24 protein-coding genes are annotated in these 19,507 nt (G+C 37.4%); 16 read left to right on the forward strand and 8 right to left on the reverse strand.

Features of this window, described 5'->3' with window-relative positions:
* The first annotated feature begins 2 nt into the window (after positions 1-2).
* The 13 genes from LQV35_RS02215 to acpS are packed head-to-tail and all read left to right on the forward strand — an operon-like array spanning position 3 to position 8,769.
* Positions 3-335: a hypothetical protein gene (locus LQV35_RS02215; protein ID WP_230056236.1), complete on the forward strand. Its 333-nt coding sequence runs from the start codon at positions 3-5 to the stop codon at positions 333-335.
* Positions 332-964, forward strand: coding sequence for an HAD family hydrolase (locus tag LQV35_RS02220; RefSeq protein WP_230056237.1), 633 nt, complete (start codon positions 332-334; stop codon positions 962-964). Before LQV35_RS02215 ends, LQV35_RS02220 begins: the two co-directional genes overlap by 4 nt.
* Positions 957-1,211, forward strand: a complete 255-nt coding sequence (locus LQV35_RS02225) for a DUF2018 family protein (protein ID WP_230056238.1) — start codon at positions 957-959, stop codon at positions 1,209-1,211. Before LQV35_RS02220 ends, LQV35_RS02225 begins: the two co-directional genes overlap by 8 nt.
* On the forward strand, positions 1,204-1,644 hold the full coding sequence (locus LQV35_RS02230; RefSeq protein WP_230056239.1) for a hypothetical protein: 441 nt from the start codon (positions 1,204-1,206) through the stop codon (positions 1,642-1,644). The genes LQV35_RS02225 and LQV35_RS02230 overlap by 8 nt, the downstream gene beginning before the upstream one ends.
* A complete protein-coding gene (locus LQV35_RS02235; RefSeq protein ID WP_230056240.1) occupies positions 1,631-2,524 on the forward strand; it encodes a polyprenyl synthetase family protein in 894 nt (297 codons plus the stop codon). The genes LQV35_RS02230 and LQV35_RS02235 overlap by 14 nt, the downstream gene beginning before the upstream one ends.
* Positions 2,524-3,801, forward strand: a complete 1,278-nt coding sequence (hemA, locus tag LQV35_RS02240) for a glutamyl-tRNA reductase (RefSeq protein WP_230056241.1) — start codon at positions 2,524-2,526, stop codon at positions 3,799-3,801. The genes LQV35_RS02235 and hemA overlap by 1 nt, the downstream gene beginning before the upstream one ends.
* Positions 3,788-5,491, forward strand: coding sequence for a proline--tRNA ligase (locus tag LQV35_RS02245; RefSeq protein ID WP_230056242.1), 1,704 nt, complete (start codon positions 3,788-3,790; stop codon positions 5,489-5,491). The genes hemA and LQV35_RS02245 overlap by 14 nt, the downstream gene beginning before the upstream one ends.
* On the forward strand, positions 5,485-5,907 hold the full coding sequence (locus LQV35_RS02250) for an FxsA family protein (protein ID WP_230056243.1): 423 nt from the start codon (positions 5,485-5,487) through the stop codon (positions 5,905-5,907). Before LQV35_RS02245 ends, LQV35_RS02250 begins: the two co-directional genes overlap by 7 nt.
* Positions 5,870-6,232, forward strand: coding sequence for a hypothetical protein (locus LQV35_RS02255; protein WP_230056244.1), 363 nt, complete (start codon positions 5,870-5,872; stop codon positions 6,230-6,232). The genes LQV35_RS02250 and LQV35_RS02255 overlap by 38 nt, the downstream gene beginning before the upstream one ends.
* Positions 6,207-7,145 (forward strand): hydroxymethylbilane synthase, encoded by a 939-nt coding sequence (gene hemC, locus LQV35_RS02260; RefSeq protein ID WP_230056245.1) that lies wholly within the window; start codon positions 6,207-6,209, stop codon positions 7,143-7,145. The genes LQV35_RS02255 and hemC overlap by 26 nt, the downstream gene beginning before the upstream one ends.
* Positions 7,142-7,837, forward strand: a complete 696-nt coding sequence (locus tag LQV35_RS02265; RefSeq protein WP_230056246.1) for a hypothetical protein — start codon at positions 7,142-7,144, stop codon at positions 7,835-7,837. The genes hemC and LQV35_RS02265 overlap by 4 nt, the downstream gene beginning before the upstream one ends.
* Before the next feature lie 45 nt (positions 7,838-7,882).
* Positions 7,883-8,419 (forward strand): flagellar basal body-associated protein FliL, encoded by a 537-nt coding sequence (fliL, locus tag LQV35_RS02270; protein ID WP_230056247.1) that lies wholly within the window; start codon positions 7,883-7,885, stop codon positions 8,417-8,419.
* Entirely contained in the window at positions 8,416-8,769 is a 354-nt protein-coding gene (acpS, locus tag LQV35_RS02275; RefSeq protein ID WP_230056248.1) for a holo-ACP synthase, read from the forward strand. The genes fliL and acpS overlap by 4 nt, the downstream gene beginning before the upstream one ends.
* Positions 8,770-8,779: 10 nt before the next feature.
* Here the strand turns inward: acpS and LQV35_RS02280 are convergent, their stop codons facing one another.
* Positions 8,780-8,947: a hypothetical protein gene (locus LQV35_RS02280; protein ID WP_230056249.1), complete on the reverse strand. Its 168-nt coding sequence runs from the start codon at positions 8,945-8,947 to the stop codon at positions 8,780-8,782.
* A 2-nt stretch (positions 8,948-8,949) separates the two neighbouring features.
* Positions 8,950-9,195 carry a helix-turn-helix domain-containing protein gene (locus tag LQV35_RS02285; RefSeq protein ID WP_230056250.1) on the reverse strand — a complete coding sequence of 82 codons (246 nt, stop codon included), beginning with the start codon at positions 9,193-9,195 and terminating at the stop codon, positions 8,950-8,952.
* A 382-nt stretch (positions 9,196-9,577) separates the two neighbouring features.
* On the opposite strand from LQV35_RS02285, the gene LQV35_RS02290 reads away from it, so the two are divergent.
* Genes LQV35_RS02290 through dnaK form a run of 3 tightly spaced genes read left to right on the forward strand, consistent with a single transcriptional unit; the run spans position 9,578 to position 12,802 of the window.
* Complete coding sequence (locus tag LQV35_RS02290) at positions 9,578-10,381, forward strand: HrcA family transcriptional regulator (protein ID WP_230056251.1); 804 nt, start codon at positions 9,578-9,580, stop codon at positions 10,379-10,381.
* Positions 10,378-10,911, forward strand: coding sequence for a nucleotide exchange factor GrpE (gene grpE, locus LQV35_RS02295; protein ID WP_230056252.1), 534 nt, complete (start codon positions 10,378-10,380; stop codon positions 10,909-10,911). Before LQV35_RS02290 ends, grpE begins: the two co-directional genes overlap by 4 nt.
* Positions 10,912-10,933: 22 nt before the next feature.
* Positions 10,934-12,802: a molecular chaperone DnaK gene (dnaK, locus tag LQV35_RS02300; protein ID WP_230056253.1), complete on the forward strand. Its 1,869-nt coding sequence runs from the start codon at positions 10,934-10,936 to the stop codon at positions 12,800-12,802.
* A 115-nt stretch (positions 12,803-12,917) separates the two neighbouring features.
* Here the strand turns inward: dnaK and dsbD are convergent, their stop codons facing one another.
* The 6 genes from dsbD to hisD form a co-directional block, all read right to left on the reverse strand.
* Positions 12,918-14,633, reverse strand: a complete 1,716-nt coding sequence (gene dsbD / locus LQV35_RS02305; RefSeq protein WP_230056254.1) for a protein-disulfide reductase DsbD — start codon at positions 14,631-14,633, stop codon at positions 12,918-12,920.
* Positions 14,634-14,777: 144 nt separating this feature from the next.
* Positions 14,778-16,058 carry a major outer membrane protein gene (locus tag LQV35_RS02310; RefSeq protein ID WP_230056255.1) on the reverse strand — a complete coding sequence of 427 codons (1,281 nt, stop codon included), beginning with the start codon at positions 16,056-16,058 and terminating at the stop codon, positions 14,778-14,780.
* A 158-nt stretch (positions 16,059-16,216) separates the two neighbouring features.
* Entirely contained in the window at positions 16,217-16,738 is a 522-nt protein-coding gene (locus LQV35_RS02315) for a DUF937 domain-containing protein (protein ID WP_230056256.1), read from the reverse strand.
* A gap of 9 nt (positions 16,739-16,747) precedes the next feature.
* Complete coding sequence (gene lysM / locus LQV35_RS02320) at positions 16,748-17,164, reverse strand: peptidoglycan-binding protein LysM (protein WP_230056257.1); 417 nt, start codon at positions 17,162-17,164, stop codon at positions 16,748-16,750.
* 215 nt (positions 17,165-17,379) lie between these two features.
* Positions 17,380-18,150, reverse strand: a complete 771-nt coding sequence (locus LQV35_RS02325; RefSeq protein WP_230056258.1) for a flagellin — start codon at positions 18,148-18,150, stop codon at positions 17,380-17,382.
* A 59-nt stretch (positions 18,151-18,209) separates the two neighbouring features.
* Positions 18,210-19,502 (reverse strand): histidinol dehydrogenase, encoded by a 1,293-nt coding sequence (gene hisD / locus LQV35_RS02330; protein WP_230056259.1) that lies wholly within the window; start codon positions 19,500-19,502, stop codon positions 18,210-18,212.
* Positions 19,503-19,507 lie beyond the last annotated feature (5 nt).

Consider the following 19,507-nt stretch of genomic DNA (forward strand, 5'->3'; position numbering starts at 1 on the left):
TGATGAGTTTAGCCGAGGAAAAAGCCAAGCGAGTTAAGTATATTAGAGCTCTTGAGAAATTTGCAAAGTCTGCAATCAGTGCACTTAAGCGAGATGATTTTGACAAAAGTGAGTTTGAAAAAAGAAGCGAAAAAAATGCTAAAATTTTAGAAAAGTTAGAGCCTGTTTTTTTAGATCAGCCATATACAAAAGAGCTTGAAAATTTCGTAAATCAAGTCATTTTAAATGGTGAAAAAGATGAGCTTTTGCGTAGTGCAAATTTGCTTGAAAAGCTAAAAAATCAAAAAAGTTATAAAAAAGATAAACATAAAAATAAATTTAAGGAAGATTTGTGAGAGTTGCGATATTTGATATGGATGGGACGCTTATTGACAGCTCAGTTGCGATAGAAAAAACAGTCAATGATATAAGAGCCGAGCTATCTTTAGAACCACTATCAACGCAATTTATCATCACGGCAATAAATGAGCCGGGCAGGAATTTAGCTTACGATCTTTACGGTATAAATAATCCAGACGCAAGGCTAAGAGATAGCTTTGAAGAGAAATTTAAACAAAACTACGCAAAATTTGCTTGCACTTACGATAAAGTGGATTGGCTTTTAGATGAGTGTAGAGCTATGAGATATGCTGTTGCGCTTGCTTCAAATGCACCGCTTTATACGCTTGAGGCTATACTTAAAAAATGTAAAATTTTTGAAAAATTTGACTATATTATCGGTGCAAATGATGAGATCCCACAAAAGCCAGACCCAAAAATGTTAGATCTAGTTTGTGATAAATTTGATACTAAAAAGGCTGTTTTTATAGGCGATAGTTTAAAAGATGAACTTGCTGCAAGTAATGCAAAAATGCCATACATTCAGGTTAGCTGGGGTTTTGGCGAAGTAAGCAAGAGTGCTAAATTTAATGCTAAAAGCGTACAAGAGGCGCTTATAATGATAAAGGACTTGCTTGATGATTGATATTTTTGAAAGTTCACCAAAGCAAAAATTTTATGATATTTTATTTAATGCAAATCAAAATTTAGTATCTACTGAGCTTGATGAGATTTTTAAATTTCATGCTACTATGAGACTTTTTTTAGAGGAAAATGGATTTAAAGAGGCGGAAATTTTAGATTTTTTAGATAAGAATGAAGCTGCGATAGATAGCGAGATAAACGACTTTTACATTCAGGTAAGCGGAGAAATTTTAAGCAAAAATGAGTAAAATTGTCATACTTTTTTCAATGCTTGCCACATTTTGTTTTGCGGCTCCGCCAGTTTTTAACAGCACGCATACATTTGAGCTTAAAAAAGATGAGTGGGCTCGTGTTTGGGTGACTGAAAAGGCAACACAACAGAGAGATAGTTTTGACTTTCGCTGGACACTTTTTGATGCGACAAATATCATAGTACAAAGCTTTTTTAGGCGCTATCCAAAACATCTAACGCTTGCACTTGATAATAAAAGAGCAAGTTTTTTGCAAAAATTAGTGCCTGATTTTACAATGCCGCCTACAGATTCGGCACAGTTGCTTTTGACTTTTATTGATTTTAAGGACAAAAAGGCAAAATTTAAAGTAGATATAATTGACGGTGCTAACAGGGTTGATGTCGAGTTTGTCGACCCACCACAAAAGGGGATAAATGCAACAAATTGATGAGATAATGTTAAAATTTATAAACGAGTTTGGTTATCAAAGTGCAACGCAAATGTTTTTGCGTATCAGCTCTGGTAAAAAACTGCGCTCAAAACTTCTTTTAAAGATAGCTAGCCCAAATCAAAAGGCATTTACGCTTTGTGCTATTATAGAGCTTATACACCTTGCTAGTTTGCTTCATGATGATGTGATAGATGATGCCAATACAAGGCGTGGCGAGCCTAGCATAAACGCTCTTTTTGGCACTAAAAATGCCATAATGCTGGGTGATATTTTATACTCAAAAGGCTTTTTTGAGCTTTCAAAATTCGAGCCAAAGATCGCTCAAGTCGTTTCAGACGCAGTTAGTAAGCTAAGTATCGGTGAGCTTATGGATGTTGAGCTTTCTGTTTTTTTTAACACCGATAAAGAAAAGTATATGCAAATGATATATAATAAAACGGCAGTCTTGATCGAAGCTAGTGCTATTTGTGGGGCTTTGCTTGCTGGCAAGGATGAGCAAAAATTTAGCATTTATGGTAAAAATCTAGGTCTTGCTTTTCAGATTATTGATGATGTGCTTGACATTACGCAAGACAGTAAAACTCTTGGTAAGCCAGCGCTTAATGACTTTGTTGAAGGCAAGATGACACTGCCATATATCTATCTTTACGAAAACTTGAATGACAGCGATAAAGATAAGCTAAGGTCGCTTTATAAAAAAGAGCTAGACAGCACTCAAATATCATGGCTAAGGCAAAAATTTGACTCTACAGGCTCTATCCAAAAGGCGGTAAATCTAGCACGAGAGCTTGGAGTAGAGGCATTAGACTGCATAAAAGAGTATCAAGATGCCGAGCTTGAAAACATCATCATAAGTATGATTGATAGGGAGTTTTGATGAGTTATTTAAACATTAGCTTTACTCATAAAAACACTGATATTTCGGTACGAGAAAAGTTAGCACTTGATAATAGCGAGAAAAAAGAGCAAATTTTAAGACTTATTAAATCAAGTAAAAATATAGACGAAGTCGTTGTTCTTAGCACCTGTAATAGAGTTGAAATTTTAGCCAGCGTAGATGAGATAAAGCCTGCTAGTACGCATATCATAAGATGTATGGCAGTTTTTTCTGGAGTATTTGAAGATGAGTTGTTTGAAAGGGCTGACATCTATGAAAATAGTGGAGCTATCCATCATCTTTTTGCTGTGGCAAGCTCGCTAGATAGCTTGGTTGTTGGTGAAACGCAGATAGTTGGGCAGCTAAAAGACGCTTTTAAATTTGCAAAAAATGCAAATACAAGTGGCGAAAAGCTTGAAAAGGCATTAGAGTATGCTATAAAATGCGCGGCAAAAGTACGAAATGAAACACAAATTTCTAAAAATCCTATCTCGGTTTCATCGGTCGCAGTAGCTAAGGCAAAGGAAATTTTTGGCACGTTAGATGGGAAAACAGCCATTGTGGTGGGGGCTGGAGAGATGGGAGAATTGGCTGCTAGACATCTTATCGCAAGTGGTGCAAATGTTGTTATTGTAAATCGCTCGACCGAGCGCGTTGAGGCTTTAGTTGATGAACTTGGCGATAAGGCTAGCTGGGATAGTATATTAAAGCTAAAAGAGTATGTAAATTCACATGAGCTTATCTTCTCAAGCACCTCTGCCCCGCATCCTATCATCGTTGATATGATGCTTGAAAAAACGCCATTTAAACGCTACTTTTTTGACATTGCTGTGCCTAGAGATATAGATATAGTTCAAAATGAAGATATAAAAGTTTATGCTGTTGATGACCTTGAAGAGATCGTGCGTGCAAATCTTGCTCTTAGAGAAGAACAAGCGCAAATAGCCTACGGTATCGTGGCAAAAGACACAAGTGAGTTTTTAAAATTTATAAAAGATAGCGTAAGCGCCCCGCTTGTAAAAGAGCTTAGGCTAAGCGCAAATACTTGTATCCAAAAAGAGCTTGAAAAAGCGATACAAAAGGGCTATTTAAGGCATTGCGATAGGGATGAAGTGTTAAAATTTGCAATACAGCTTACAAATGCGTTTTTACACACACCTACCATAAATTTAAAATCACTTTCATCAAAAGATGATGCAAACGAGATTGCAAGAGCCATGAGATATATTTTTAATTTTCAAACAAACAAAAAGGACGAATTAGATGAAGTTTTCTAAATTCTACGCACCAACCACAAAAGAAGCTCCTAAAGATGCAACTTTACCGAGTCATGTTTTTTTAGTTCGTGGAGGATTTATCGAACAAAATGGTGCTGGACTTTATAACTATTTGCCGCTAGCGCAAAGGGTTTTAAATAAAATAGAAGCAGTTATCCGCGAAGAGATGCAATCAGCTGGAGCGCTTGAGATGAAATTTAGTGCTGTTACAAATGCTGATTTGTGGAAACAAAGTGGCAGATATGCGGTTTATGGTAAAGAGCTTTTGCGCTTTCGCGACCGCAAGGATAATGACTTTGTCATAAGTCCTACAAACGAAGAGTCTGCTGTGGCTACAATGCGTGGAAAGCTTACTAGCTATAAGGATATGCCTAAAAATATCTATCAGATAAATACAAAATTTCGCGATGAAGCAAGGCCTAGATTTGGCATTTTGCGTGGGCGTGAGTTCATTATGAAGGACGCATATAGCTTTCATGCAAATGACGAGGACTTAAAACGCGAGTTTGATCTTATGGAGGCAACTTATACAAAAATTTTTACCCGACTTGGTTTAAATTTTCGTGCAGTTGCGGCAGATAGTGGAGCGATAGGCGGGAGCGGAAGCAAGGAGTTTATGGTACTTGCGCAAAATGGAGAGGATGATATATTTTGCTGTGAGGATTGCTCATACGCTGCAAATGTTGAAGCTGCAAAGCGTGCCTTAAAAACAACAAACGCCCAAGCACCAGAAGCTAGTGCGGATAAATTTTACACGCCAAACACAAAGACTATAAAAGATATAGCTGAATTTTTTAAGGTCGATGAGTTTTATACGATAAAAGCAGTTATTAAAAAGGCTATATATGAAGATACGCAAAAGATCGTTGTCTTTTTTGTGCGTGGAAATGACGAGCTTCAAGAGGTAAAAGCTCAAAACGCATGTGGTGCGTTAGAGCTTGTTGATGCTAGCGATGAAGAGATAAGTGCGGCTGGTATTGTAGCTGGATTTTGTGGTCCTGTTGGATTAAAAGGAGTTGAGTTTTTTATAGATGCCGAGCTAAAAGGGCAATCACAGATGATTTGCGGAGCAAATGAAAAAGATTACCATTTTGTTGGAGTTAGTGTAAGTAGCTTTAACGATGATCGTTTTAAAGATATAGCAAGCGTTAGCGTTGGCGATAGATGTCCTGAGTGTGGCGGTAGATTGGAGCTTAGCAAGGGTATTGAGGTTGGACATATATTTCAGCTAGGGGATAAATACTCAAAAGCCATGAATGCCACTTTCCTTGATGAAAACGGCAAGGCAAAGCCTTATATCATGGGTTGTTATGGTATCGGAGTAAGCCGTTTGATGGCTGTCATGATAGAGCAAAGCCACGATGAGAGAGGTTGTGTTTGGAGTAAAGAGTGTGCGCCATTTGAAGCTGTTATAATACTTTCAAATTTCAAAGATGAGCGAGCTAGCGAGTTTTCTAGCAAGTTATATGAAGATGCAAAAAATATTGGTATAGATGTGCTTTATGATGATAGAAACGAGCGTTTTGGTGTAAAGATGAATGACTTTGAACTTATCGGTTGCCCTTATTCTATCGTTGTTGGTAAAGGGCTTGAAAATGGTAAAGTTGAGCTTATTTGCAGGGATAAACTTATAAAAACTGAGATAGAAGCCAGCGGGGCTTTAGAAGCCTTAAAAGCAAAATTATGCTAAGAGCCTTGCCGCTATCTTACTTGCTTATCGAGTTTATGTTTGCTTACTTTTTTGTGAGCGCTTATGGCTTTGGTGCGTTTTTGCTTGAAATTTTTGTAAGTGGAGTGGTTGGGATAGTTTGTATATTTCAAGTTGGATTTTTAAATTTTCGATCAAGTTTTAGTAGGCTTAAGCCAAGTGATATTTTTAGCTCTTTTGGGTTAGGTATGGCTGGTTTTTTACTGATTTTGCCAGGGGTATTGTGTGATATTGTAGGGGCTATTTTGGCTGTAATATCGCTTTTTGCACGACTTAAAGGGACAAAAGAGGATAATTTTTATTATGAAAATTTTAACTCAAACCGCTCTGAAGCCAGTAAAAACGAAGGAGAGATTATAGATGTTGAAGTGGTTAGTGAGCCTAGCTCTTTGCGCTAGTTTTGCAAATTCTAGCATGCTTGAAAATTTCTTGCAAAAAAGTTACACTAAAAATGAAAAATTTGATGTGAGAAGTGTAAAGCAAGTTAAAATTTTAGAGCTAAAGAATGGCTTTAAGGCTCACTTTTTTGAACTTGAGTTAGAATTTAAACCACTAAAGAAAGTTATAAGAAAAAATGAAGTTTTATTTGTAAAAGATGAAATTTTTACAAATGACATTATAGATGTAAGTGCAAAAACGAGCATGAGAGATGAGCTTTTGGGAGAGAAAGTTAGTATAATTTATAAAAGGGTAAAAGATGAAAACACTCAAAATTGCAACTAGAAAGAGCCTGCTTGCGATGTGGCAGAGCGAGCATATAAAGGCTCGTCTTGAAAAACATGATACAAATTTATCGGTTGAGCTCGTTGGTATGCTTTCAAAAGGCGATGTGATACTTGATAGTCCGCTTTCAAAGATCGGCGGAAAGGGGCTTTTTACGAAAGAGCTTGAAGAAAGTATGCTTCGTGGCGAAAGTCACATAGCGGTGCATAGCTTAAAAGATGTACCAGTGGAGTTTCCAGATGGTTTAAAACTAGCGGCAATTTGCTCTCGTGAAGATGTGCGAGATGCGATGATAAGTGAGAAATTTGCAAGTTTTGATGAGTTACCAAAAGGCGCAAGAGTGGGCACGACAAGTCTTCGTCGCCGCATGCAGCTACTTATCATGCGACCTGATTTAAACATCATCTCGCTTCGTGGAAATGTTCAAACTCGTTTGCGCAAGCTAAAAGAGGGAGAGTTTGATGCTATCATCCTAGCGATGGCAGGCATAAATCGCTTAAATGTCCAAAATGAGGTAAAGTTTATCTATGCGTTTAAACAAGAGCAGATGATACCAGCTATGGGGCAGGGTGCATTAGGGATAGAGAGTGTTGAAAGGGCTGAAATTTTAGAACAAATCGAGTTTTTAAACGATGAAGTTTCTGTTGTAGAAACAACTATAGAACGGGACTTTGTCGCTACTTTAAATGGTGGTTGCCAGGCTCCTATTGGAGTTAGTGCAAGGCTTGATGGAGATGAAATTTTTGTAAGCGCTATTGTTGGTATGCCAGATGGTAGTGAGTTTTTACGCGATAGCACAAAAGTAAAAAAAGATGAGTACAAAGACGCTGGTAAAAATTTTGCACAAAAATTTATTCAAAAAGGCGCAAAAGAGCTTTTGGTAAGAGCTGAGAAAATGGCGGCTGAGCTATGAGAGTAGTTTTATTTTTCTTGCTAGCTTTAAATTTTGTTTTTGCTGATAGCTTTGAGCTTGTAAAAGCACTTTTTACTGATAAAAATTTTAGCCAAGATAAGCTAAAGGGCGAGCTTGTAAAGCACAAGGCAAGTGAGTTTTATATAGCAGAGAATTTTGAACTAAGTTTTGATGTGCTTGGTAAAAATGATGAGCATGACATCATCGCTATGCACGCAGTTAGTAGCGCAAGAGATGATGCTTTTATCGATCTTTATGTTTATGCCAAGAGCGATGGAATTTATGCCATGAGAAGCCTTGCTATGACTGGCATGATGCTTGATGTGGTTAAAAACTACGATAAAGTTCCAGAGGATTTAAAGGCTGGCATTGATATTGAAAACTATAAGCTTGTAATAAGCTCTGATAAAAATTTACTAGAGTTTGCAAATGCAAATGTTGATAAGTTTGAAAAAATTTATGAGCTTGAAAAATCTGGCAAAGAGTATGAATGCGAACTTAAAAATTTGCATTTTAATGCAATTGAAAAGGATGAGGTTTTTTCATTGATAGTTGGAGGTATGGTAGATAATGTCGTTGGATTTATGCGCGTTCAAAGCGATAGCGAGTTGCCAAAAATGCACCCATCAAAATATATTATGATAAAGCAAATTTCACCAAAATCAAAATGGTATCTTTTTAAAACTACCTAAAAAGCATTAAAATTTGATATAATCACGAAAATTTAAGGAGAAATTATGGCAGAAGAAGTTGTAGAAGAGAGCAAGAAAAAGGGCGGTAAGAGTCTGCTTATCATTATTATCATTGCAGTTTTGGTGCTTTTACTTGTGGTTGGTGGTCTGATAGCATTTTTGCTTATGGGCGATGATGAAGTTCCTCCAACAGATCCAGCAGTTCAGCAGGCACAGCCGATGGCTACACAAAAGGCACCAGCCGCACAGCCTGGCAAGAGAAGCGCTGACTTTATGAATATGGGACCAGTCTATCCGCTTGATCAATTTATTGTAAATTTACTAAGCGAAAATGGTTCAAGATTTTTAAAAACCAAGATAGATTTGGAGCAAAGTATCGAGTCAATGACGCCAGAGCTTGATAAAAAAAAGGCGCTTTTGCGTGATATCATCATCCGTACTCTTTCATCAAAAACATATGAAGAGATAAGCACTACAAAAGGTAAGGACAGACTAAAAGACGAGATAGTCTCTCGGATAAATGAAGTTCTTAGTGATGGATATATCAAAAACCTTTTCTTTACCGATTTTGTTATACAATGATAGGTATTGACATCGTTAGTATAGATAGAATTTCTAGGCTTAAAAAGCGTTTTGGATCAGAGTTTTTAAGGCGTTTTTTAAGCCAAAAAGAGATAGGTATTATAAAGAGTGATGCTAGTTTGGCTGGCTTTTGGGCAGCAAAGGAGGCGGCAAGCAAAGCTCTTGGTGTCGGCATATCTGCTGAATGTAGTTTTTTTGATATAGAAATTTCTAAAAATGAGCGTGGTGCTCCGATATTAAATTTCTCAGATAGAATAATGCAAAATTTTAACATCTCATCAACAAGTTTAAGCATCACGCACGATGGTGGTTTTGCTCTAGCGGCTGTAATGCTAAAGCAAAAAGAGTAATTTTTATTGTCTACTTTTTTCCTACATAAAATATTTTGTTTCGCAAATTTTTTATATTTATTAGCGCAACTGCGTAAAATTCCTTATAAAACTGGATAAATTTGTTATCTTTTTTGGTATAAATCGCCGCAAAAACCTCTTCAAGCTCAAGCTTTTCTTTTTGTGTGATACTATCCATATTTATCCTTTTATCAACTTTTTAAATTTATTTACAACAAACAATATCTCATCTTCATCTAGCTCACAAAGCAAACGACAAACAGCAACAGCCGCTTGTGGCTTTGAAGTTCCTAGCCGCCAGTCCTGATATGTACGCATCGATATACCAAGGTATTTAGCCATATCGCTTTGAGAAATTTTTTTACCCAAATTTTTAGACTCGATAGCATTATGAAGTAGGTTAAAAATATCATTTGTTTCAATCATGGGCGAAATAATACAATATAATTCATTAAATATACATTAAAAATAATAAAAAAAGTAAAAAATTGTTTATAATATTAAAATTTAAGTATATTTTATCAATTAAAATATTATTATTATACGGTATAATGTATAAAATATCTATAAAATTACTTAAAATTTAAAATATTGTAGAATGAGTTAAAATTTAAAATATTGTAGAATGAGTTAAAATTTAAAATATTGTAGAATGAGTTAAAATTTATCTATAATTATTATTGAGTCTGTTTGACTAAAGTTTTATAAAAAATTTTATTTAGACTTGACATTTATATGCTCATTATAGTATAATCCACTTAGCAATTTAAAATATAGAGTGCTAAAAATCAAGAAAGGTAATAGGAAAATGAGCAAACTTAGCAAGCGCGACTTGATACTAAATTCCATCATAAAAGCCTATCTTGATGAAAATGCACCGATAGGCTCAAGTGAGCTTGGCTCTCGTATGGATGTTTCTATGCCAGCCTCAACGATAAGGGTTTATTTTAAAAAACTATCAGATGAGGGAGCGATAACGCAGCTTCATATCAGTGGTGGCAGGATCCCTACTGTAAATGCCATGAGACACTACTGGGCTGATGTTTTTGGCGATATTGATTTTAACCAAGAGTTACTTGATATAAATGATGAAATGATGCTTAAAATTTTAAGCGACAAACATGAAGTTTATACTATGGTATATGCCCAATTTGAGCAAAATTTAATTGAAATTTTAAATGTCAAAAATCGCTTTTTGGTGTTAAATTTTACAAAAGATGAGATAGTTTTAAAGTATGACACAAGAGTTGAAAAATTTTTACAAAATATCGGTGAAGTTAGCTTAGACAAGCTTGAGCTTATCTGCTCTCAAGTTGGTTTAAGCGAACTGCGAAGTAAGATCAGGGAGCTTAAAAGGGCTAAAATTTTATTTCAAGAAAATGAGATTTTTGCCTATAAAATGTTTGAGGACGAGCGCTTTAAGATGATACTTGAGCCAAGTTTTGCCACGCACATGAGTGATGGTCTAAACTTTGATCCGATATTTGAAAGTCAATATTTAGGATTAAAGCTAAGGGTAAAATTTAGTGGAGAGACATCTACTATGATATGCGCTGGAAGTGTCTATAATGACTACATAAAACTACTAAAACAGATAAGGGAGGCAGCGTGAGCGAGGAGACAAAAGAGCAAGCTAGCACTGAGCAAGAGCAAGTTTTAAGTGAAAACATCAGTTTTGACGGACTTGATGCTGATAATGTTAAGATTATTGAGCTTGAAAAGCAAGTGGCAGAGCTAACGGATAAATTTTACCGTGCAAATGCAGACTTTGAGAACATGCGAAAGCGTGTAGAAAAAGAGAAAGCTGATGTGGCAAGCTATGCAAATGAGAAATTCGCACGCGACCTTTTGCCTGTCATAGACGCACTTGAGATGGGCGCTGGGTTTGAAGCTGACGATGAGTTTTCTAAAAAGATAAAAGAGGGTATCGAGCTAAGCTTAAGTGAGTTTAAAAAAGCCCTTGAAAAGCATGGGGTAACGGCTATTGAGACAGACTGTGAGTTTGACCCAAATGTCCATAATGCCATTATGCGAGTTGATAGTGAAGCTCATGAAAGTGGTCGCATAGTGCAGGTCATGCAAAAAGGGTATTTGATAAATGGCAGGGTTTTACGCCCAGCGATGGTTAGTATAGCAAATTAAATTTAATAAAAAAGGATAAAAAATGGCAAAAGTTATAGGAATTGACTTAGGAACGACTAACTCTTGTGTTAGCGTTTATGAGCGTGGCGAGAGTAAGGTTATCCCAAACAAAGAGGGTAAAAACACAACTCCTTCTGTTGTGGCTTTCACTGACAAGGGCGATGTTTTAGTTGGCGATGTGGCTAAGCGTCAAGCGGTTACAAACCCTGAAAAGACGATCTATTCTATCAAGCGTATTATGGGTTTGATGAGTAACGAAGAGGCAGCAAAAGAGGCAAAGGAGCGTTTGCCGTATCATGTGGTAGATAGAAATGGTGCGTGTGCAATTGAGATTTCAGGTAAAGTTTATACTCCACAAGAAATTTCAGCAAAAGTGCTAATTAAACTAAAAGAAGACGCAGAAGCTTATCTTGGCGAGAGCGTTACAGATGCTGTTATTACGGTGCCTGCGTATTTTAACGATAGCCAAAGAAAGGCTACAAAAGAGGCTGGAACGATAGCAGGACTAAATGTCCTTCGTATCATCAACGAACCAACAGCTGCGGCACTTGCTTATGGTCTTGACAAAAAAGAGGCTGAGAAAATTTTAGTTTATGATTTAGGTGGCGGTACATTTGACGTTACTGTGCTTGAAACTGGCGATAATGTTGTTGAAGTTTTGGCAACTGGCGGTAATGCGTTTTTAGGTGGCGATGACTTTGATAACCTTGTTATTGACTGGCTTGCAAGTGAGTTTAAAAGCGAAACTGGTATCGATTTAAAAGGCGATGTTATGGCATCTCAGCGTTTAAAAGAGGCTGCTGAAAATGCTAAAAAAGAGCTAAGTTCAGCTCAAGAAAGCAACATAAACTTGCCATTTATCACAGCTGATGCAACAGGGCCAAAACACCTTGTAAAAACGCTAACTCGTGCGAAATTTGAAGGCATGATTGACGCTTTGGTGGCTCAAACTATCGCAAAAATAAATGAAGTTGTAAAAGATGCTGGATTAAGCAAGAGCGAAGTAAAAGAAGTAGTTATGGTCGGTGGTTCTACTCGTGTGCCACTGGTTCAAGAAGAGGTTAAAAAAGCGTTTGGCAAAGAGCTAAATAAAAGCGTAAATCCAGATGAAGTTGTGGCTATTGGTGCTGCTATTCAGGGTGCGGTTATTAAGGGCGATGTTAAAGATGTATTGCTTCTTGATGTTACTCCGCTAAGTCTTGGTATCGAAACTTTGGGCGGTGTGATGACAAAGATCATTGAAAAAGGCACAACTATACCAGTTAAGAAAAATCAAACCTTCTCAACTGCTGAAGATAATCAAAATGCGGTAACTATCCATGTTATACAAGGAGAGCGTGAGTTTGCAAGAGATAACAAATCGCTAGGTCAGTTTAACCTAGAAGGTATCCCAGCAGCTCCTCGCGGTGTGCCTCAGATAGAAGTTGAGTTTGACATCGATGCAAACGGAATTTTGACAGTTTCAGCAAAAGACAAAGCAACTGGTAAAGCTCAAAATATCACTATTTCAGGCTCAAGCGGTCTAAGTGATGATGAGATAAATAAGATGGTAAAAGAGGCTGAGCTTCACAAAGAAGAGGACGCTAAGCGTAAAGAATCAGTCGAGGCTAGAAACCAAGCTGACGCACTTGTTCATCAAACACAAAAGAGCATGGACGAGCTAGGCGAGAAAGTCCCAGCTGAGGATCGTGCAAATATCGAAGCAGCACTAAATGAGCTAAAAGAGGTGCTAAAAGACGAAAGTGCTAGCAAAGAGCAAATAGACGCAAAGGTTAAAGCTCTAAGTGAAGCAAGTCATAAACTAGCTGAAGCGATGTATAAAAAAGATGAGAATGTTGGAGCTGGTGCAAAGAAAAAAGATGACGATGTTATCGACGCAGAAGTCGAGTAAGGCACGAAATTTAGCGGAGTAAAATCCGCTAAATTTACTTATATAAAACTAAATAGCCGTTTCTAGACGGCTTAAATTCTACTTTTATTTACTCAAAAAGCAATACTAAAAACCATCATATCCCTGAAATTTTCTCTAAAAACTTTTCGGGCGATATAAAGCCGATTATGCGTTTTGAGCTAAGTTGTTCGCCATTTTTAAAAAAGAGCAAAGCTGGTGGATCAATGAGTGAAAATTCTTTCAATATCGCGTCATTTTCGCTACTTTGTTTAGTTACATCTATACGGATAAGCTCAAATTCTTTAAGGCGTTTTGCAACTGCTTGATCGGTAAAAGTTATGCTCTCAAGCTCCTTACAGCTAGCGCACCAGTCCGCATAAAAGTCTATCATAACAGGTTTTTGTGCTATCTGTATGGCTTGTTTTAGCTCAGTTGGATTTGTTATAGAGCGAAAATTTAGCTCATTTTGTATCTCTTTGGAGTTTGTATTTTGATTAAAATTTGCCAATGGTTTTAAAGGATCTTTTGCACCACTAAAAGCCCCAACCAAAAGCATAGCTGAGTATATAAATAAAAGTAAAAATATCGCTTTTTTCACCCTTTGTTTCGCACTACTTGCTGGTTCAAATGCCCCAAAAAACACAGCCATAAATACACCGATTACGCCGTATCCAGCAAGCTCAAAGCCACTTCCTAGCGTCCTAGCAAGAAGCCATACTGCCATAGCTAACATCAAAAAGCCAAATGCAGCCTTTATGGCATCCATCCACTCGCCAGGCTTTGGTAAAATTTTACCACTGCTAGCTCCTATAACAAGTAGTGGTATGCCCATGCCAAGACCCATTACAAAAAGCATTAAGCCACCATAAAGTGCATTTCCACTTTGTGCGATATAAAGTAGGGCTCCAGCCAAAGGGGCAGCCACACAAGGCGAAACCACAAGAGCCGCTGCAAAACCCATTATAAAAACGCCAAATAGACTGCTTTTGCCTTGCGAGCGCTTACTGATAAAATTTTCAAATTTTGCTGGCAGTCTTAAATCATAAAAACCAAACATACTAAATGCAAGACCGATAAATACAAGAGCAAAAGAGCCCAGTACCCAGCCATTTTGTAACATACCACCAAGACCCAAGCCTAAAAAGCTAGCCACAACACCAGCCAGTGCATAAGCCAAGCTCATTGCAACAACATACACTAGCGAAAGTACAAAACCGCGCCAAGTTTCAAGCTGTGAACCGCCTTTTGATATGATGATAGATGAAAGTATTGGTATCATAGGAAAGATACAAGGCGTAAGCGCCAAAAGTAGACCATAGCCAAAAAATGTAGCGAGCGAGAGAATGAAATTTGTATCTTTAAGCTCATTTGCTATGCGTTCATCATCAGCAAGCTCTGATACTTCTTCACTTGTATTTTCAGCTTGTTCACTAGCTTTTAGTTCGCCATTTTTATGGCTTATGGTATATATTTTAGTTTGCGGTCGGTAGCAGATACCATTTTTAGCACAGCCTTGATAGTTTAGTGTTATTGTAGATATATCGTTTTGAAGCAAATTTTTAGGTACAAGCAGGCTAAATTCTTTAAAGATGATGTTGTACTCGCCACTTTGTTCATGGGGTGGCATATCTAGGCTGTTGTTTATATTTTTGCCATCAAGTAGGATATTAAAAGTATCTTTATAGATATAGATATTTTCTCCAAATTTAAAACTAAATTCAACTCCGTCTGTGTTTATTTTATGTTTTATATCAAAGGCTTCGCTTGTGTTTAAAACTTGTGAAAAAGCTATGCAGGTGGTTAAAAGTAGGGCTGTTATCAGTCGTAGCATCTTATCTCCTTAAAAGGGATAATTTTACTTGAAAATTATAAATTTTTTGTAAAAATAAGCAAGAGCATAGATTTAAAGTGTAAAATTTAAAAACCCCAAGCAGGGCGAACCTAGCTTGGGATGGGTAAAACTTATATTAAGTTTTTAGAAAGAGTATACAGTTTGGAAGCGGAAGTAGTCTCTTTTATCTTTATCGCCACCATCTTTTTCAGTTATATGTGAATACCAGCTTGTAAAGTTAAGCTTTTTGCTGTATTTATAGCCTAGTCTAGCTACCCACTCATCATATTTTACTTTTTCAATATCGCCACTTGCTGCATCTTTAGTTTTTACATTACCTTTAGCATAGTCGCCACCTACAAAGAATTTATCAAATGTATAACCAGCTTTTACAAACCAGAAGCTACCTTTGCCTTCCGCTAGAGAGTAGTCAATCTTGTCACTTACTAGTCTCTCACCCGGTGCTATAAGCTTGCCTTCATCTTCAAAAACATAAGATGTAGCACCATAATCTTTTGCTTTAAAGCCTACATAACCACCATCTAGTGCTACACCAAATAGATCTGTGCCAAGTTGACCAGCATAGAAGTTACCATCTGTATAGTTTATACCTAATGTATCAAATGTTTTTTCTGCTTTGCTGTCGGCGTCTGAGTGAACATATTGAGCTTTAGCTCTGATAGCTACATCATCAGCAACATTAAATTTACCAGTTAGCTCAACTGCAAGCAGGTCAGCTACCTTATCTAGGCTAGCATACCATAGTTGAAAGCCTACTGGATCATAAGAACCAATAGCTGCTACACCATATAGGTTGCCTGGCTTATAAGAAATATCTTTAGATATTACTGTTTTTGTAATTTTTGTAACAGTATCTTTTTCGCTTTTATCGTTTGCTATATCTAATAATTGACCATCTGCCTCATAAGTATCATAATCAAGTGCATCAAATGCTACTGCTGCAAGTGTTAGACCTTCGATATCTTGATTTACTATTCTGATACCTGTGCCAACTTCATCATCTGTAAAGAATGTACCGACCTCTTGCTTACCAGCTGTAACTGTTGTATTACCAGCTTTGTAGCCTAGATATAGTTGGTATACACCAAAGTGTTTATCTGCATCTGTTTTATCAAGACCGTTGTTGCCAGATGTATCTCTTGACTGATATCTTAGACCTAAAACGCCAAAGAAGTTGTCGTCAATGGCTGCTTTGAAATTTGTCTTGATTCTGAAAGTGTGGTGAGAGTTAGTTTTACTTCCTTGCTCGCCAGATGCTTTTGTTTTTATAGAGTCATATCTGTATCTAGCCATACCTGATACATCTACATTTTTTATAGCTTCTTCAAGTGGAGTAGCTGAAGCTACACTTGAGAAAGCACCTAGAGCAACCATAGTTGCAAGTGAGATTTTTGCAAGTTTCATAATGTTCTCCTTTTAAGAAATGTAGTAGAATAGTAACTTTTTATATTTTAAAGTATGCTTAAATTTTGTGGAATTTTTTAAATTTGTTACCGAATATTAACCAAAAAGTGCGAAAAAATAGTAAAAAGAGAAATTTGGCGAGATAACTCGCCAAGTGTTTAAGCTTTTTTGCCGAAGAAATTTCCAGCCATTTTAAAAAGATCATCAACGATAGAGCCATCGTTATTTTGATCGATGAAATTTGTAAGCATAGAGGTAAGGTCGCCTTGACTAGCGTTTTGGCTTAAATTTGATGAATTTACTTGTTTGTTAAAAAGTCCCGCAACAAGTGGAGCGATAAGTGGCAAAAGTTGCTTGATAGAGCCAGCGTCTATACCAAGCTGTGAGCCAACATCTCCAGCAAGCGCTCGGCTGTTTTCTTTTGAGCCTGTTAAAAAGCCTAGAAGCTCTTTGCCATGCTGTGCGTCTGGACTTTTCATGTCGGCTGTTTTTATAAGATCAAGTAGCTGGCTTGAGTCCTCGTCCGACTTAAAATTTGCATTTGCACGCTGCATAAATACTGGTGCGACCTTAGCTATAACAGAGCTTACATCTGCTGGATCTAGCCCGGTCTTGTTTGCCATCTGCTCTATAGTGTTTTGACTTAGTCCAGAGCTTAGTAAAAGGTTTAGAATGTTCATTTTATGCCCTTAAAGCTTTGGAATTCTGATCTTTTGACCAGGATAGATAAGGTTTGCGTCTTTTATGACTTCGCGGTTGGCTTCAAAAATTTTTGGATATTTGTTTGCGTTGCCGTAAAATTGCTTAGCTATCTTTGATAAGTTGTCGCCTTTTTGGATAGTATAAAAGCTATCTTCTGCGTCTTCTACGCCGTCAAATTCGACATTTTTAATACCAGCGACATTGCCAGCGATAAGTGCTGCTTTCTCTTTGACATCTTGCGGTGCGTCACCAGTTATCTTTACGGTGTCGCCTTCAACTTTGACTTCAAAATTTTCAGCCGCGTCGCCAAGACTTGTAGATAGCTCATCTTTAACGCTCTTGTTGTCGTCGCCTATGCCTAGAAGCTTTTTGCCTGCCTCTGCTACAAATGAAAGAAAACCCATGTTTTACTCCTTTTAAAAAAATTACATCATTATATCGGTAAAACGGTAAATAAATGAATATGTTGTAAGAAAATTTTAACAAAGAGTACTTTTTGGGGCTTTGGTTGTGTAGATAAATGGTGTTTTTGCTGGATTATTTGTAAAATCTATTTTTGGTTTGTTTGAAAATTTAAAAATAAAAAGGGGCGTGCTAGCCCCAAAAAATGATAAGTTTATTACGCTAGAAGTCTATCCATCTGTGCTGCAAGAGCTTGTGTGTTGTGCGCTTGAGCCAAAAGGGCAGCATTTAGCTGTAAGTTGCTACTATTTATATCGTTTAAATTTTTAGCTATGTCGTTATTTTGTAAGTTGCTTTCGCTCTGTCTTAGTGAAACACTTTGTCTTAGGGTGTTTGAGATGTCAGAAAGCATGCCATTTTGCGCTGCGCCTATGTCGCCACGAAGTGAGTTGATATTTTTTGTAAATTCCTCAATGGTTGAAGGATTTGATATATCAAGGCTCGAAATTCCAGCACTGATAGTTTCTGAGCTTAGATTTATCTCTTGTGTTCCTGATCCAGTAAAGAAGTTCATCTCTGCACCAAACACATTTTTGCCGTTAAATGTAGCGTTTTGTAAGCTTTGGCTCATAGAGTCTTTAAGGGCGTTAGCTTCACTATTTAGCATAGAGCGTTGGCTGTCATTTAGTGCGGCACTGTTACCTCTAACTGAAAGCTCATTTAAACGGTCTGCGCTCTGGCTTAAATTTGCAAGAGTGCTATCTGCTATACCAAGCATGCCGATAGCGTCGTTGGCGTTTGCTATGCCTTGTTCTAGGATATTACTCTGACTTAATAGCGCGTCAGCGATGGCTAAATTTGAGCTGTCAGCTTCGCTTAAAGCATGGGTGGCAGATATGTTTTGGAGTGCCTTTTCTCCAGCTGTTTTTGCCTTATCTCCATTGGCGTTTATCTGCTGGGAATTTGTTGTAAAGCTATTGATTTTCATTTTAGCTCCTTCTAAAAATTTTCTAATTATAACCTAGACAATATAAATTTAAGCTTTATTTACTCATCTAATCTAGCGCTTACAGAGCGGGCGTGTGCACCAAGACCTTCTGCATTTGCAAGTGCGATACATGCTGATGAGAGTGCGTGAAAACCACTCTTGTTAAGACCGATAATAGAGCTTCTTTTTATAAAATTTTCAACCCCCAAAGGCGAGTAAAAGCGCGCGCTTCCGCCAGTTGGTAGAGTGTGGTTTGGTCCAGCTAGGTAATCACCCATCGCTTCTGGTGTGTAGTGTCCTAAAAATATCGCTCCCGCATGCTTTATGTCATCAAGATAACGCTCGCAATCATCTGTAGCTATCTCTAAGTGCTCAACCGCAAGCTCGTTCATTAAATTTATACATTCGGGCATGTCGGCGCATACGATGATGGCGCTTTTATTTTGGATACTAGTTCTTGCGATAGACTCTCTTTTAAGTGTGTTAAGCTCAGTTTTTACATGCTCTGCTACACTTTTGGCAAAATTTTCACTTGGAGTTAGCAAAAAACTACTTGCAAGCTCGTCATGCTCGGCTTGACTAAGTAAGTCAATAGCTATGTGGCGGGCGTTTGCGCTATCGTCAGCTATCACGCCTATCTCGCTTGGACCTGCTATCATATCGATATTTACTTCGCCAAAAACTAGCTTTTTAGCTGTTGCGACATAGATATTTCCAGGGCCGGTTATGACATCTACTTTTGGAATACTTTGCGTTCCGTATGCCATCGCTGCAACAGCACTTGCCCCGCCTATTTTAAAGGCAGTTTTTATACCACAAAGATGCATGGCTGCTAGCACAAGAGAGTTGACTTCACCGCTAATAGCAGGCGTGCAAACGATAATGTCACGCACTCCAGCCACGATAGCTGGGATGGCATTCATAAGAAGTGAGCTAGGGTATGCTGCCTTGCCTCCAGGTATATAAAGTCCAGCTCTATCTACTGGGCTAAATTTAGCGCCTAAGGTATTGCCGTGCTCATCTTTTATTCTCCATGTAGATGGCTTGTTTTGTTCGTGGTAGGCTTTTATACGCTCAAATGCTAACTTTAAAGCGTTTTTTAGGGGTTCATCTAAATTTTCAAAGGCTTTTTTCATCTCATCAGTTGAAATTCTAAGCTCATCTGCTGTTTTTGGCTCCCAGCGATCAAACTTTGAAATTTGTGAGATTATAGCCTTGTCTTTTTGGCTTTTTACTTCATCTATAATGTTTAAAACCACTGGTGTAACGCTACTCATATCTATATCAGAGCGATGGACTAGTTTATTAAATTCATCTTTAAAATTTTTGTCTTTTGTGTTTAGAATTTTCATATTTT

Origin of the sequence: Campylobacter suis (assembly GCF_905120475.1) — a bacterium.
Taxonomy (GTDB): Bacteria; Campylobacterota; Campylobacteria; order Campylobacterales; family Campylobacteraceae; genus Campylobacter_A; species Campylobacter_A suis.

Coding starts and splice junctions, on each gene's coding strand:
- LQV35_RS02215 (WP_230056236.1), top strand. CDS start 3: ATGAGTTTAGCCGAGGAAAAAGCCAAGCGAGTTAAGTATATTAGAGCT.
- LQV35_RS02225 (WP_230056238.1), top strand. CDS start 957: ATGATTGATATTTTTGAAAGTTCACCAAAGCAAAAATTTTATGATATT.
- LQV35_RS02230 (WP_230056239.1), top strand. CDS start 1,204: ATGAGTAAAATTGTCATACTTTTTTCAATGCTTGCCACATTTTGTTTT.
- LQV35_RS02235 (WP_230056240.1), top strand. CDS start 1,631: ATGCAACAAATTGATGAGATAATGTTAAAATTTATAAACGAGTTTGGT.
- hemA (WP_230056241.1), top strand. CDS start 2,524: ATGAGTTATTTAAACATTAGCTTTACTCATAAAAACACTGATATTTCG.
- LQV35_RS02245 (WP_230056242.1), top strand. CDS start 3,788: ATGAAGTTTTCTAAATTCTACGCACCAACCACAAAAGAAGCTCCTAAA.
- LQV35_RS02250 (WP_230056243.1), top strand. CDS start 5,485: ATGCTAAGAGCCTTGCCGCTATCTTACTTGCTTATCGAGTTTATGTTT.
- LQV35_RS02255 (WP_230056244.1), top strand. CDS start 5,870: ATGTTGAAGTGGTTAGTGAGCCTAGCTCTTTGCGCTAGTTTTGCAAAT.
- hemC (WP_230056245.1), top strand. CDS start 6,207: ATGAAAACACTCAAAATTGCAACTAGAAAGAGCCTGCTTGCGATGTGG.
- LQV35_RS02265 (WP_230056246.1), top strand. CDS start 7,142: ATGAGAGTAGTTTTATTTTTCTTGCTAGCTTTAAATTTTGTTTTTGCT.
- fliL (WP_230056247.1), top strand. CDS start 7,883: ATGGCAGAAGAAGTTGTAGAAGAGAGCAAGAAAAAGGGCGGTAAGAGT.
- acpS (WP_230056248.1), top strand. CDS start 8,416: ATGATAGGTATTGACATCGTTAGTATAGATAGAATTTCTAGGCTTAAA.
- LQV35_RS02280 (WP_230056249.1), bottom strand. CDS start 8,947: ATGGATAGTATCACACAAAAAGAAAAGCTTGAGCTTGAAGAGGTTTTT.
- LQV35_RS02285 (WP_230056250.1), bottom strand. CDS start 9,195: ATGATTGAAACAAATGATATTTTTAACCTACTTCATAATGCTATCGAG.
- LQV35_RS02290 (WP_230056251.1), top strand. CDS start 9,578: ATGAGCAAACTTAGCAAGCGCGACTTGATACTAAATTCCATCATAAAA.
- dnaK (WP_230056253.1), top strand. CDS start 10,934: ATGGCAAAAGTTATAGGAATTGACTTAGGAACGACTAACTCTTGTGTT.
- dsbD (WP_230056254.1), bottom strand. CDS start 14,633: ATGCTACGACTGATAACAGCCCTACTTTTAACCACCTGCATAGCTTTT.
- LQV35_RS02310 (WP_230056255.1), bottom strand. CDS start 16,058: ATGAAACTTGCAAAAATCTCACTTGCAACTATGGTTGCTCTAGGTGCT.
- LQV35_RS02315 (WP_230056256.1), bottom strand. CDS start 16,738: ATGAACATTCTAAACCTTTTACTAAGCTCTGGACTAAGTCAAAACACT.
- lysM (WP_230056257.1), bottom strand. CDS start 17,164: ATGGGTTTTCTTTCATTTGTAGCAGAGGCAGGCAAAAAGCTTCTAGGC.
- LQV35_RS02325 (WP_230056258.1), bottom strand. CDS start 18,150: ATGAAAATCAATAGCTTTACAACAAATTCCCAGCAGATAAACGCCAAT.
- hisD (WP_230056259.1), bottom strand. CDS start 19,502: ATGAAAATTCTAAACACAAAAGACAAAAATTTTAAAGATGAATTTAAT.